Annotated in this window: 15 protein-coding genes; 7 read left to right on the plus strand and 8 right to left on the minus strand. The window is 65.7% G+C overall.

Features of this window, described 5'->3' with window-relative positions; all coding sequences use genetic code 11:
- Positions 1 to 305: 305 nt before the first annotated feature.
- Both A5788_RS16765 and A5788_RS16770 read left to right on the plus strand, forming a co-directional pair.
- Positions 306 to 1,925: a DEAD/DEAH box helicase gene (locus A5788_RS16765; RefSeq protein WP_064870688.1), complete on the plus strand. Its 1,620-nt coding sequence runs from the start codon at positions 306 to 308 to the stop codon at positions 1,923 to 1,925.
- Between the two features lie 38 nt (positions 1,926 to 1,963).
- On the plus strand, positions 1,964 to 3,265 hold the full coding sequence (locus tag A5788_RS16770; RefSeq protein ID WP_049698966.1) for an Rv3212 family protein: 1,302 nt from the start codon (positions 1,964 to 1,966) through the stop codon (positions 3,263 to 3,265).
- 21 nt (positions 3,266 to 3,286) lie between these two features.
- On the opposite strand, the gene A5788_RS16775 is transcribed toward A5788_RS16770, so the two are convergent.
- Entirely contained in the window at positions 3,287 to 4,078 is a 792-nt protein-coding gene (locus tag A5788_RS16775; protein ID WP_049698965.1) for a ParA family protein, read from the minus strand.
- Between the two features lie 139 nt (positions 4,079 to 4,217).
- Entirely contained in the window at positions 4,218 to 4,700 is a 483-nt protein-coding gene (locus tag A5788_RS16780; protein ID WP_053117445.1) for a hypothetical protein, read from the minus strand.
- A gap of 85 nt (positions 4,701 to 4,785) precedes the next feature.
- Here A5788_RS16780 and A5788_RS16785 point away from each other — a divergent pair, with 85 nt between their 5' ends.
- Positions 4,786 to 5,709: a diacylglycerol/lipid kinase family protein gene (locus tag A5788_RS16785; RefSeq protein WP_049699072.1), complete on the plus strand. Its 924-nt coding sequence runs from the start codon at positions 4,786 to 4,788 to the stop codon at positions 5,707 to 5,709.
- Between the two features lie 466 nt (positions 5,710 to 6,175).
- Entirely contained in the window at positions 6,176 to 6,430 is a 255-nt protein-coding gene (locus A5788_RS16790; protein ID WP_005170735.1) for a WhiB family transcriptional regulator, read from the plus strand.
- A gap of 91 nt (positions 6,431 to 6,521) precedes the next feature.
- Here the strand turns inward: A5788_RS16790 and A5788_RS16795 are convergent, their stop codons facing one another.
- The 5 genes from A5788_RS16795 to A5788_RS16810 form a co-directional block, all read right to left on the minus strand.
- On the minus strand, positions 6,522 to 8,072 hold the full coding sequence (locus tag A5788_RS16795; protein WP_049698963.1) for a sensor histidine kinase: 1,551 nt from the start codon (positions 8,070 to 8,072) through the stop codon (positions 6,522 to 6,524).
- Positions 8,073 to 8,088: 16 nt separating this feature from the next.
- Complete coding sequence (locus tag A5788_RS16800; RefSeq protein ID WP_049698962.1) at positions 8,089 to 8,304, minus strand: biotin/lipoyl-binding carrier protein; 216 nt, start codon at positions 8,302 to 8,304, stop codon at positions 8,089 to 8,091.
- A 147-nt stretch (positions 8,305 to 8,451) separates the two neighbouring features.
- On the minus strand, positions 8,452 to 8,526 hold the full coding sequence (locus tag A5788_RS24610) for a 50S ribosomal protein bL37 (protein ID WP_109239415.1): 75 nt from the start codon (positions 8,524 to 8,526) through the stop codon (positions 8,452 to 8,454).
- Between the two features lie 105 nt (positions 8,527 to 8,631).
- Positions 8,632 to 8,955, minus strand: coding sequence for a mycothiol system anti-sigma-R factor (gene rsrA / locus A5788_RS16805; RefSeq protein ID WP_049698961.1), 324 nt, complete (start codon positions 8,953 to 8,955; stop codon positions 8,632 to 8,634).
- Positions 8,952 to 9,707, minus strand: coding sequence for a sigma-70 family RNA polymerase sigma factor (locus A5788_RS16810; protein WP_231894367.1), 756 nt, complete (start codon positions 9,705 to 9,707; stop codon positions 8,952 to 8,954). The genes rsrA and A5788_RS16810 overlap by 4 nt, the downstream gene beginning before the upstream one ends.
- 369 nt (positions 9,708 to 10,076) lie before the next feature.
- Between A5788_RS16810 and ybaK the strand changes: the two genes are divergently transcribed.
- Both ybaK and A5788_RS16820 read left to right on the plus strand, forming a co-directional pair.
- Positions 10,077 to 10,568: a Cys-tRNA(Pro) deacylase gene (gene ybaK / locus A5788_RS16815; protein ID WP_049698959.1), complete on the plus strand. Its 492-nt coding sequence runs from the start codon at positions 10,077 to 10,079 to the stop codon at positions 10,566 to 10,568.
- Positions 10,569 to 10,652: 84 nt separating this feature from the next.
- Complete coding sequence (locus A5788_RS16820) at positions 10,653 to 11,420, plus strand: SOS response-associated peptidase (protein WP_049699071.1); 768 nt, start codon at positions 10,653 to 10,655, stop codon at positions 11,418 to 11,420.
- Positions 11,421 to 11,435: 15 nt separating this feature from the next.
- On the opposite strand, the gene A5788_RS16825 is transcribed toward A5788_RS16820, so the two are convergent.
- Positions 11,436 to 12,437, minus strand: a complete 1,002-nt coding sequence (locus A5788_RS16825) for a zinc-binding alcohol dehydrogenase family protein (protein ID WP_049698958.1) — start codon at positions 12,435 to 12,437, stop codon at positions 11,436 to 11,438.
- A 40-nt stretch (positions 12,438 to 12,477) separates the two neighbouring features.
- On the opposite strand from A5788_RS16825, the gene A5788_RS16830 reads away from it, so the two are divergent.
- Complete coding sequence (locus A5788_RS16830) at positions 12,478 to 13,149, plus strand: DUF1345 domain-containing protein (protein ID WP_049698957.1); 672 nt, start codon at positions 12,478 to 12,480, stop codon at positions 13,147 to 13,149.
- Positions 13,150 to 13,176 lie beyond the last annotated feature (27 nt).

Genomic DNA, 13,176 nt, shown 5'->3' on the forward strand with positions numbered 1-13,176 from the left:
CTTGACAACGGTGCACTGACGCGACCGTGACATCTTGGTACGCCGAGGACTCCCATGGACGACAGAATGGGATCATCCGGGTGGGATCGAGATCGTCGCCGCGACACCGCGTGACCTGTAGGCAACGATCCACACCGACCGCGGGGCACCAGACATTGCGCGCGCACTCATCGAGCCCACGCCTTCGCAGTTCGGACTACTCCAGAAGCGAAGACCTGCATGTCACCGCCGACAAATCGCGGTGATCTTCTCAGTGGAGCCTTTTCGTGCGTGCTGGAACAGATGCGAAAGGCACACAAGAAAACATGACAGAACCCGGCGTGCAGACGACCATCGTCGACGACACCCATACCTCTCCCACCTTCGCCGAGCTCGGCGTCGACGAGCACATCGTCGACGCGCTGATCGCGGACGGCAAGACCCACACCTTCGCGATCCAGGAGCTCACCCTCCCCCTCGCACTGGCAGGCAGCGACCTGATCGGCCAGGCCCGCACGGGTATGGGCAAGACCTTCGGATTCGGCATTCCGCTGCTGCACCGCCTGATGCACGCCGAGGAGAGCGGCCTGCGCCCGCTCGACAACACTCCCCGTGCGCTCGTGATCGTGCCGACCCGCGAACTCTGTGTGCAGGTCACCGGAGATCTGGAGGTCGCGGCAAAGAACCTCACCGTCACGCTCCCCACGGGCGAGCAGCGCCCCTTCACCATCGCCTCCATCTACGGCGGCCGTCCGTACGAGTCGCAGATCGCCGAGCTCAACAAGGGCGTCGACGTCGTCGTCGGCACCCCCGGCCGTCTCCTCGACCTCGCGCAGCAGGGCCACCTGATCCTCGGCAAGGTCGCCGTCCTGGTTCTCGACGAGGCCGACGAGATGCTCGACCTCGGCTTCCTCCCCGACATCGAGCGCATCATGTCGGCACTGCCCGAGCAGAAGCAGACGATGCTCTTCTCCGCGACCATGCCCGGCCCGATCGTCACCCTCGCCCGGACGTTCTTGCAGCGTCCGACGCACATCCGCGCAGAGCACGCCAACGACTCCGCGGTGCACGAGCGCACCACGCAGTACGTATACCGCGCCCACGCGATGGACAAGGCCGAACTCGTCGCGCGCATCCTCCAGGCCGACGGCCGCGGCGCGACCATGATCTTCACGCGCACCAAGCGCACCGCCCAGAAGGTCGCAGACGACCTCGCCGAGCGCGGCTTCTCCGTGGGCGCCGTCCACGGCGACCTCGGCCAGGTGGCACGTGAGAAGGCACTCAAGAAGTTCCGCACCGGAGAGATCGACGTGCTCGTCGCCACCGATGTTGCAGCCCGCGGTATCGACATCGACGACGTCACGCACGTCATCAACTACCAGTGCCCCGACGACGACAAGACCTACGTGCACCGCATCGGTCGCACGGGTCGCGCCGGTCGTACGGGTATCGCCATCACCCTCGTCGACTGGGACGAGCTGCATCGCTGGGAGCTCATCGATTCGGCACTCAAGCTCGGCGTGCCCGAGCCCGCCGAGACCTACTCGACGTCGGATCACCTGCGCGAAGAGCTCGGTATCCCCGAGTCGGCCACCGGCCGCGTCGCCGCACCCAAGCGCGAGCGCCCCGAAGGCGAACGCGTCGAGCGAACTCCCCGCGCCGAGCGCACCACGAGTTCGCGTACGCGACGTCGCACCCGAGGCGGCAAGTCCGGCTCCAACGCGGCCCCAGCGTCGAACGGCGACAAGAACTCCTCGTCCGAGGCAGACAACGCATCCGATGCAGACAAGGCGACGGCGTCCAACACTGACGACGCGGCGTCGGCCGGGACCGGCGAGAGCAAGCCGCGTCGGCGTCGTCGTCGACGCGGAGGCGCAGGCCGCGGGTCCGACGCGACCGCCGCTCACGCAGCAGACTCGGCACCGGCGACCGCCACGGCCGACTAGGACAGCGCCGAGGTGATCCAACCGCGCCCGGGGCGCCCGTGACACGCATCGCCCCCGAACGACGCACCCGCGTCGACCTGGCGGTTTCTGCTGTCATCGTCGTGATCGTCGTCGTGGTCGGCATCATCGTGTGGTCGGTCAGTCCCGTCCGCCATACCGATAGCGCGCAGGCATCGGCGCCCGCACCCGACGTCGCGCGCGCGACGGCGGTCCCGCAGGGATTGCGTGTCGCGTGGACAGCGTCGTCGGACGCTACGCGTGTTCCCGCAGTCTCTCGCTCTGTCGTGATCACCGCCGACAACGGGGGTGACGGAACCGGCACCGTCGTCGGACATGACCCGACGACGGGCCGTGAACTGTGGCGATACGCCCGAGACCTCCCGCTGTGTTCCACCGCCGCGGCGTGGCCGGCGAGCACCGACGAAGTGCTGGGCGTGTACCGCAACTCGCGTGGGTGCTCGGAGGTGACAGCCCTGGCCTCATCGACGGGTCAGCGCAAGGGCGCACGCACCTCCGACGCCGACGACGATCTGAAACTCGTCACCGACTCGGGATACGTACTCGCGCTCGGCAGCCACCGGCTGGAGACGTGGGGATCGAATCTGGTGCGCGGCATCGAATACGGCCGTGTCACCGCACCGGTCAAGCCGGGGACGCAACCCGGCCGGGTCGACTGCAGGTTTTACTCCGGCACCATCAGCGGCGACCGTGTCGCAGTCATCGAACGCTGCAAGAACGACCCCGGTTACCGGCTCACTGTGCTCGGTGCGGTGCTCGACAGCGACGAGAAGGTCAAGCAGTACGGATCGTCGGTGATCACCGACACCGCCTCCGGTCCACCACCGGTGTTGGTTGCCATGAGTAGTTCGGGGATCGCCGTGTACGACGGCGGAGCCAACCGAACTCAGACCCCCGGTCAGGTCGCGGTGCGTCCCGGCGAGGCCACGATTCGCGTCTTCGACTCCGATGGCGTCGAAGGACCGGTGAGCACCGTGCAGGGGCCGGTATCACCGCCCGCGGACAGCGTCGCGCTGACCAGCGATGGACTCGTCACCTACTTCACCGGCGCAGCAACCGTCGTACTCGACGGCCAGACCATGCGACCCACCTATCAGGTCCCGCAGACGCTGGGGCCCGGCGAGACGATGGCCGGTGCGCTCCTGCTCCCGACACGGAGCGGCATCAGCGTTCGCGACCCTGCCAACGGCCGTGAAACAGGCTCCATCGCGTTCCCTCGCGATGGAGCGACCGCCACCACGAGCCTGCGGGTCCTCGGCAGCAACGTCGTCGAACAAACAGGCACGACGGTTCGCGCGCTGGTTGCCACCGACGCGAGCTGACGCTCGACTCGAATCGAAAGCTCAGCTCGGATCGAAGGTCCGCACGTCCTCGCCGGCCTCCCAGTGCTTCCAGAGGTTCTCGGCGAGCTCGCGATATGCCGTGGCGCCCTTGTTCTTTCGACCCCGCATGACCGACGCGCCCGACGCCGACGCCTCCGCGAACCGCACCGTCCGCGGGATCGGCGGCTCGATCACGGGCAAATCGTACCGATCCGAGACATCGGAGAGGACGTCACGACTGTGAGTGGTCCGAGCGTCGAACAGTGTGGCGACGGCACCCAGCATCGTCAGGTTGGGGTTGGTGATCTGCTGGACCTCGTTGACGGTACGCAAGAGCTGTCCGACGCCGCGATGTGCGAGCGTCTCGCACTGCAGGGGCACGATCACCTCGTCGGCCGCGGTGAGCCCGTTGAGCGTGAGCACCCCGAGCGAGGGCGGGCAGTCGATCAGGATGACGTCGAAATCCTCGGCCACCTCCGCGAGCGCCCGCTTGAGCGCGTACTCGCGCCCGGGCCGCATCAACAGCAACGCTTCGGCGCCCGCGAGGTCGATCGTCGCGGGAAGCAGCGTGACGTTGTCGGCTGTGTCGAGGAGAACGTCGGCGATCTCCTCGTCGCCCAGCAGCACATCGTGGACCGATGCCTGGAGTTGATCGGGATCGTGACCCAACGAAAAGGTAAGGCACCCTTGCGGATCGAGGTCGACGACGAGCACCGACGCGTCGAGGTCGGCGAGCGCGGCGCCCAGGGACTCGACAGTGGTCGTCTTGGCGACGCCACCCTTCTGATTCGCTACCGCCAACATCCGCGTCATGCGAACACTCTACGACCCGTCAGATCACAACGTCTCGAGCGCACCGGCTTGTCACACACAATTTCCATCGTGTGATCGAAATCAACGTCCCGGTTCGAAAGCCCCGGTTCGATCCGACATCCGTCCCGAGGACTTTCACTCACTCAGAAGCGTCGAGGTCTCCCGAGATCCAGCGCACCGACGCAGGGTGGAACAACAGCACCAGCGTCACCACCGCCGCGATAGCCAACGGGATCGCGAAACCCACCTGATGACTGGTGAACAGGTAGTAGGCAACCGGGAGAAGCAGAATCTGGGCGACCAACGAGATGGCCCGACCCCACCGACGACCGAGCAGCAGCGCGATCCCGCCGACGAGAACCCCGCCGAAGATGATTCCGAACCAAGCCGCTGTGCCGTATCCGCTGATCGCCGCCTCGTGGTGCCCCGCAGCCGCACGGATCACCAGGACGACAGCGAAGATGACCGCAATCGCGCCCTCGAGCGCCGTGATGGCCCCTGCCACGCGTAACTGAACCGGGCATACCTCGCCCGTGTTCGACGCCGTCTCGGCCTTCTCCCGTCCGTCTCGCGGTGCCGACTTACGCGCACTACGACCGGCCGGGTCCTGCTTTTTACTCACACGACCAGAGTATTGGGTGCACGGAGTACGGGGGCGCAGGGTCGGCGTTCGCTGCGACCCCATATCCTCGGGAGTCGTGCGCGTCATGCTCATCGTCAATCCCTTCGCGACCGCGACCACTGCCGCGGGTCGTGACGCGCTCGTCAACACCATCAGCGCTCGCGTCCCCGTCGACGTCGAGCACACCACGCACCGTGGTCATGCGGGCGAACTCGGCGCGCTCGCCCGAGAGCAGGGATACGACATCGTCGCCGTGCACGGCGGCGACGGCTCGGTCAACGAGGTGGCCAACGGCATCCTCGGATCGCCCACCGATTTCGATCCGAATCTTCCCCGCCCGGCGCTCGCGATCATCCCCGGCGGCAGCGCCAACGTCTTCGCGCGCACCCTCGGGATCGATTCCGACCCGCTGCGCGCGACGCGCCAACTGATCGACCTCGTCGACGCCTCGTCGATTCATCGAATCGGATTGGGGCACACGGATACTCGCTGGTTCCTGTTCAACGCGGGAATGGGCATGGATGCCGTGGTGGTGCACGCGATGGAGGACAAACGCCACGCGGGCAAAGCGGCAACACCCGGCCGATACCTGTGGACGACGGTCAGTTGCTTCATTCGCGGGTCGTCGAGCCAGCCGCCTTTTCGCGTGCAATACGACGGCCACGAGCCGATCGACGGTGTGCGGTTCGCCTTCGTCAGCAACACCACGCCCTGGACGTTCCTGGGCAATCACGAGATCCGCACCAATCCCGGCACCGACCTCTCCGCACGTCTGGGGCTGTTCGCGGCGACGTCGACGGGCGTACTGCGCAACGTCGGACTCGCCACGCGGCTACTCACCCAGCGCAACCCCAAAGCGCCGCACCTCATTCGCGACGACGACGTCGAGTGGGTGCAGTTCGACGCCGACGAGCCGATCGACGTCCAGATGGACGGCGACTACGTCGGCGCGTTCACGTCAATCCACTTCGCCCACCGCGAGTCCGTACTCGGCGTCGTCGCTCCGTAATGGAGGGCCGCGGGCTCGTTGCGCCGCCCGATGGCAAGCACATCGCCCCCGAGCAGCGCAAACTCGACGCCGTATCCAGCCTCATCTGACTCATCGGTCAGATGAATTTCGGGTTACGCGCAGGCAGACGCCAATAGTCGAGTGACCACGATCACGTATCGGGGTGCCAGAATGCGATCTATGCCACTAGCTGCGGAAACATATCGGCAATAATCGAACAACCGGCGTAGCATAGAACATTGGCACGGACGCGAGTGCACCACCCCCCTCCCGCAAAGGGCCACGGAGAGTGATATTGCACACGTGTCAGCGGAACACCATTGACTTCGGCTGGATTCGTGAAAGTATTCACAAGCAACAGCACGGAAACATTTGGTGTGTCTACGTGAACTGATGGTTACAGCCACAAGAAGCAAGATTTCAATGACGAGTGGTGCGCGCAACACACGCACCTGAAGGAGAAGGAATGGACTGGCGTCACAAGGCAATCTGTCGCGACGAGGACCCCGAGCTGTTCTTCCCGGTGGGAACCAGTGGTCCGGCTATCGCACAGATCGCCGATGCGAAGCTCGTCTGCGCGCGGTGTCCCGTCACCGCCGAATGCCTGTCCTGGGCTCTCGAGTCCGGTCAGGACGCCGGTGTGTGGGGCGGCATGAGCGAGGACGAGCGCCGAGCACTGAAGCGTCGTACGGCACGCACGCGGACCCGCAGCAGCGTCTGATCGACTCACAAGCAGTCTGATCGACCCACGGCCCCGAGATATCGGGACCAACAAAAAGACCCGGCCAACGCGCCGGGTCTTTTTTATTGCCTCACGTCGGCGTGCGGGCGTGCAGAGGAACAGCGATACGCGCCTGCGCTCCCCGACCTTCCGGGTTCGGCCCGAGTTCCAGCTCGCCGCCGAGCTCAATCGCGACGAGGGTCTGCACGATCTGAAGCCCCAAGCGCTCCGAATCGTTGATGGAGAAATCGGCCGGCAGCCCGGAGCCGTTGTCGCGCACCGTCACGACCATGCGCCGCACGTCGCGGTCGGCGGAGATCTCGATCCTGGCGTCGTCATGCACCTGAGCTGTGTCATCGCCGCGGTCATCTCCACGCGGGCGCGCGAAACCATGCTCGACGGCGTTCTGGATCAGCTCGGTCAGCACCATCACGAGCGGCATGGCCAGCTCGGCGGGGAGTACTCCGAGTCGGTCACGGTGGCTCACCGAGACCGGCGTCTCCCCGGCGGCGACGTCGACCATCGTGGGAAGCAGCCGCGAGACGGCCTCGTCCATGTCGACCTCTTCGTCGACGCTGCCCGAGAGCAACTCGTGCACGGTGGCGATGGCTGCCACTCGTCGAACCGCCTCGACGAGTGCCGATCGCGCTTCCTCGTTGGACGTGCGACGTGCCTGTAGACGCAACAGCGCAGACACCGACTGCAGGTTGTTCTTGACCCGGTGATGAATCTCCCGGATGGTGGCGTCCTTGCTGATGAGCGCGAGATCTCGACGCTTGACCTCGGTCACGTCGCGGATCAGCACCACGGCACCCGAACTCACCCCGCGCGGACGCAACGGCACCGCCCGGAGCAGCACGGTCGCCCGCCGCGCGTCGGCTTCCATGCGCATCCCGATGTCGGGGTACGGCCCCTCCGGCGGCGCGACGACGCCCGCGGCGACGTCGATCATGGTCGCGGCGTCGTGGGACTCGAACGGGTCGGTCAGCAATGACGTCGTGACTTCTGACAGCCGTCTCCCCGAGAGCTCCGATGTCCACCCCATGCGATGGAACGCCGACAGCGCGTTGGGACTCGCATAGAGCACGACGCCGCGCTCGTCGATCCGCACGAAACCGTCGCCCGCGCGTGGGGTCGAAAGGCCTCGCGGGTTGACCTCGAGGCGCGCGAACGTTCCGTCGGCAACCATTTGGCACAGGTCGTTGGCCGAGTCCTGATATGCCAGTTCGAGCGGCGACGGCAATCGCGGATGGGTGAGGTCGACAGCCCTGGTGAGGACACCGATGACCTCGCCCGAGAATCCGACGGGGACGGCCTCGCGACGAATGGCGACCGGACCGATCCAGGTGGGGTCCTCCTCGCGGAGGATGTGCCCTTCGTCGAATGCCCGCAGCGCCTGCGGGTTGGCGTCCGCACCGACGACCATGCCGACCTGATCGCTCGGGAACACCGTCGACGCGGTGTTCGGGCGACACTGCGCGACCGTCACCACCTCGCCGTTCTCGGCGCGCACGGCGAGCAGGAAATCGGCGAAGGAAAGGTCGGCGAGCAATTGCCACTCGGCGACGACGCGCTGCAGGTATGCCGCTGCGCGGTCGGAGAGTGTTGTGTATTCGGCGAGGAGATCGGCCAGCGTCGACATCGGTGACGGTGTGCGGCTACTCGTAGGTGGCGATGATGTCGCCTGCCTGGATCACGTCGCCCACCTTGACCCTGACGTCTGCGAGCGTTCCTGATTCCTCGGCGAGTACCGGTATCTCCATCTTCATCGACTCGAGCAGGACCAACGTATCGCCGATCTCGATGGGCTGACCAGGGGTTGCGCGGACTTCCAGAACACTCGCCACGATCTCGGCGACAACGTCTTCTGCCATGTGAACAACCTAGTCCACCGCTGTGACAGGGAGGGCGCACACCGCGGTGACAGACTGCCGGCAGGAGATCGCGGCACGAAAAAGCCCGGGCGGACGCGGTCGGTATGACCGTCGATCACGCTCCGGGCGTTTTCTTTGGCACGCAGCTCAGGCGTTGGGGCGCTTGCCGTGGTTGGCTGCGCTCTTCTTGCGTGCGCGCTTCTTGCGTCCGCGCTTACCCATGACGGGCCTCCTTCGTCTCCGATGTGCTCAGTGATTGTCCCACGTCGCACCCCGAATCCTGGAATCGGTACCGGTCAGACCTGGGTCGCTTCGACGAAAGCGGGATCACTCTCCCGAGGAATACCGCGTTTCACGCACGACGACGGTCTTGCGGATCTCGATGCGCAGCCGGTCACGCAGGCTATCGGGTGCACGATCTCCCCCGCACTTGCGGTTGATCAGCGCCTTGAGCTGACTCTCGATGCCGTAGTGCGCCAGGCACGACGGGCACTCGTCGAGGTGTTGCTGCAGCCGGGCGCGAGCTGCGGAATCGCACTCGTTGTCCAGCACCAGCCAGACGTCGGCAATCACCGCGGAGCAATCGAGTGAGGTGAATTCGGGATCGTCGGCGGGCGGTACCGGCGCGACGTCGGGAGTCGAGTCGCTCATCGTGCCACCCCACTCTCGGATGCGGGCTCACGGATGAAGCCTCGGTCACGTGCGACGTCTGTCAGCAGTTCACGAAGTTGACGTCGGCCACGATGTAGACGTGACATGACCGTTCCGATGGGCGTGTCCATGATCTCGGCGATTTCCTTGTATGGGAGACCCTCGACGTCGGCGTAGTAGACGGCCATCCGGAAGTCCTCCGGAAGCGCCTGCAGCGCAGCCTTGATCTCGTCGTCGGGCAGTGCGTCGAGCGCCTCGATCTCGGCAGAGCGCAGACCGGTCGACGTGTGCTCGGCATTGGCCGCGAGCTGCCAGTCGGTGATCTCGTCGGTCGGGTACTGGGCGGGCTGACGCTGCTTCTTGCGGTACCCGTTGATGTAGGTGTTGGTCAGGATGCGATACAGCCAGGCCTTGAGGTTGGTTCCCTCGCGGAACGAGGCGAATGCCGAGAATGCCTTGACGTACGTCTCCTGGACCAGATCCTCTGCGTCGGCGGGATTGCGCGTCATGCGCAGCGCCGCGCCGTACATCTGATCGAGCAACGGGAGCGCGTCACGCTCGAACCGTTCTGTCAGATCGGCATCGGTCTCCGAAGGATCGGCGCGACGAGGTGCCGCCGAACCCGCTGCCGAGGTCGAATCATCAGTTGTCGACGCTTCGGTTTCCGGCGCTTTAGTTTTCGACGCTTGTGAGGCGGTGTCGCTTGTCCTGTCAGCACCGCCGGCAGAGTCGGGGGACTCGGGAGAAGCCACGTAATTCCCTTCGCTGATGACTCCGATGCCGCCGGACCCGGTGAGGGGTCGCGCGGGCGCACCGGTGATGTCGATCAAGCTTACCGACCCGGGTCCTTCTCGCAGCTCACCAGGTCGTGGTTGCCCCGGTCGTTCGAGCAACGTCGCTCCCATCGGCAATCCACCTCCTCGATCTGTTGAATACGCTCAATCTGTTGATGTCGCGGTGTTTTTGTCGCGGTGTCGATATGTGGTGATCGCCCGCTGAACAGGGGTTGCGAGCGCCCTGACATTGTTGGTCAACAGGGCTGCGCCGACAATTGTTCCGCACATGTCCGATTTGTTCCGGCGTCCGCGTCCGCGGCACCGCTGACACATCTGGAGGTTCCGATGGCGGCGACACCCGCGCTCGCGGCGCTCAGCAGGGCCGATGTGCCGCACGAGGTACACAGCTACACCCACGATCGGAAGTCGCAGGCGTACGGAGCGGAGGCGGTGGATGCGCTCTCGACAACACTCGGGGTTGCACCCGAGCAGATCTTCAAGACCCTCGTCGTGGCATTGACCGGAGGTCCCGGCGGCCTGGCCGTCGCCGTCATCCCGGTGCCTCGCAAGCTGTCGCTGAAGGCCGTCGCGGCGGCACTCGGAGCGTCGAAGGCGGTGATGGCCGAGGCAAAAGCCGTCACCCGATCCACCGGTTACGTTCTCGGCGGTGTGTCGCCGCTCGGCCAGCGAACTGCACTGCCGACGGTCATCGACGCTTCTGCACTCGAATGGGACCGCGTCCTGTGCAGCGCGGGCAAACGCGGCCTCGAGGTGGAACTGTCGCCCACCGATCTGATCGCCGCGACGTCGGCCGTCACCGCCGACATCGCGGCCTGAGCGTTCCCCCTCTGTGTCTGCAGGCGTCTCTGTCGGCTCCTCGTGTCAGCCCCCGTGTCAGCCCCTCGTGACAGCATGGACTGCATGTGTGGACGTTTCGCGGTGACGACCGACCCAGCCAAGCTCGCGGCCGAGATCGACGCGGTCAACGAGGTGCCCGCGTCGCCGCCCCCCGCAGACGATCAGCCGAGCGACGATCGGGAGCCGCGCACGCTTGGCACCAACTACAACGTTGCCCCGACGTCGACGATCCTGACCGTCGTCGAACGTCATTCCCACGACGACCCGCACGACGATCCGCGGCTGCGCGTGCGGGCGATGCGGTGGGGACTCGTACCGACATGGGCCAAAGAGGTCGGCAAGGGGCCGTTGCTGTTCAATGCACGTGCCGAGACCGCCGCGGAGAAGAGTTCGTTTCGCAGCTCGGTGAAGTCCAAGCGCTGCCTCGTGCCGATGGACGGGTGGTACGAGTGGAAGCCCGGCCCCGAGAACAGCAAGGGCAAGCCGACGAAGATCCCGTTCTTCATGTCGCCAGAAGACGGGACACGCCTGTTCATGGCGGGGTTGTGGTCGGCCTGGCACGACCGTTCGAATCCCGACGCGCCACCCCTGTTGAGCTGCACCATCCTGACCACCGACGCCGTCGGCGACCTGCGCGAGGTACACGACCGCATGCCGCGCATCATGCCCTACGACAGTTGGGATGCCTGGCTCGATCCCGACCACCCCGCGCCGTCGGAGCTCTTCGCCCCGCCGAGCGAGGCAATCGCCGACGCGATCGCGATCCGCGAGGTCTCGCCACTGGTCAACCGCGTGGCCAACAACGGACCGGAGCTGCTGGCACCGGTCTGACGCTGGTGGCACTCATCAGTCGGGAACGAGTACGGCGGCGCCGTCGAATCGGCCAGCCTTGAGGTCGGACAGCGCCTGGTCGGCCTTCGACAGCGGGTAGGTGTGTGTCGTCGCTGCGACACCGTAGCGGGCGGCGAGCTCGAGGAATTCGCGTCCGTCGTCGCGGGTGTTGGCGGTGACCGAGCGGATCTCCTTCTCGTAGAACAGCTCTCGCTCGTAGTTCAGTGCGGGAATGTCGGACAGGTGTATGCCGGCGATCGACAGCACCCCTCCCCGGTCGAGTGCGCGCATCGCGACCGGGACCAGGTCGCCGACGGGTGCGAAGGTGATCGCAGCGTCGAGAGGGACCGGCGGGGCGTCGTAGGCACCGTTGACCGAGGCCGCTCCCAACGACCTGGCCAGCGCTTGTGCTTGTGCACCACGGGTCATGACATGAACCTCGGCGCCCTGCGCGATCGCGAGCTGTGCGCACAGGTGTGCGCTGCCGCCGAAGCCGTACAAGCCGAGACGACCACCCTCCGGCAGCGAGGCACGCTTGAGTGCGCGATACCCGATGATCCCCGCACACAGCAGGGGCGCGAGGGTGACGTCGTCGACGTTGTCCGGCAGGTGATAGGCAAAGTCGGCGGGGACAGTTGTGTATTCGGCATAGCCGCCGTCGACGTCCCACCCGGTGTATAGCGAAGCGGGACAGAGGTTTTCGCTCCCCCGCTTACAGTAGGTACACGTGCCGTCGGTGTGGTGGAGCCATGCAACCCCGACCCGAGCGCCCCGCTCGAAGCCCAGCGCCCCCTCGCCGGCCTCGACGACTTCACCGACCACCTCATGTCCTGGCGTGACGCCTGGCCGGTGCACCGGAAGGTCGCCTTCGCTCACGTGGAGATCGGTACGGCAGACACCGCACGCACGAACCCTGACCAAGAGTTCGCCCGCACCCGGCGTCGGGACTGGTTTGTCCACCAGCTCGAGCGGATGTTCGTCGACCGGTCCTGGTCGGGTGACTGACCACGCACGCATGTCTCCACCCTATTCCGGCCGCGCGGTGTGTACTTGCTCCATGAACTCTCTCCCCGAGAAGTGGCGCCTGCATCGTGGCGACGCCCCGGTGCTGGTTCGTCTCCTCGTGAGCATTGTGGTGGGCGGGGCGGTCGCGGCTGGGATCTGGTCGGAACGCCCCACCGCCGCACCGCTGGCGGGCTGGGCTATCGGCGCAGGTCTGTTCGTGCTGTGGACATGGTTGGCGCTGTGGCCGATGGACAACGAGGCAACCGAGGCGCACGCCAGCCGCGAGGAGCCCACGCGCTTCGGCGCGTTCGTCATCGTGCTACTGGCAGCTTTCGTGAGCCTCATCGGGATCGTCGAGGTACTGACAAGGAAAGACGCGGTACTCCTCTTCATCGCACTGCTATCGGTGGTGGCATCGTGGGCCGCCATCCACACGATGTACGCAACCCACTACGCACGCATGTACTTCGGCGGCGACGGGGTCAGTGAAAATACCCAGAAGGGTGACGGGCCGCTGATCGACTTCCATCAGTCGGAGTCACCGCGCTACAGCGACTTCGTGTACGTCGCGATCACAGTCGGGATGAGCTATGCGATCTCCGACACCGACGTCGGCTCATCGCGGCTTCGTCGGACACTGGTCTTCCACGCCCTGCTGAGCTACTTCTTCGGCACCGTGATCGTCGCGCTGCTGATCAACCTCACAGCGAACGTCGGATCGTAACGAGGAACCAAACCCTCTCTCCCAGAC

This window comes from Gordonia sp. 852002-50816_SCH5313054-c (genome assembly GCF_001665925.1).
Classification (GTDB): Bacteria; Actinomycetota; Actinomycetes; order Mycobacteriales; family Mycobacteriaceae; genus Gordonia; species Gordonia jacobaea.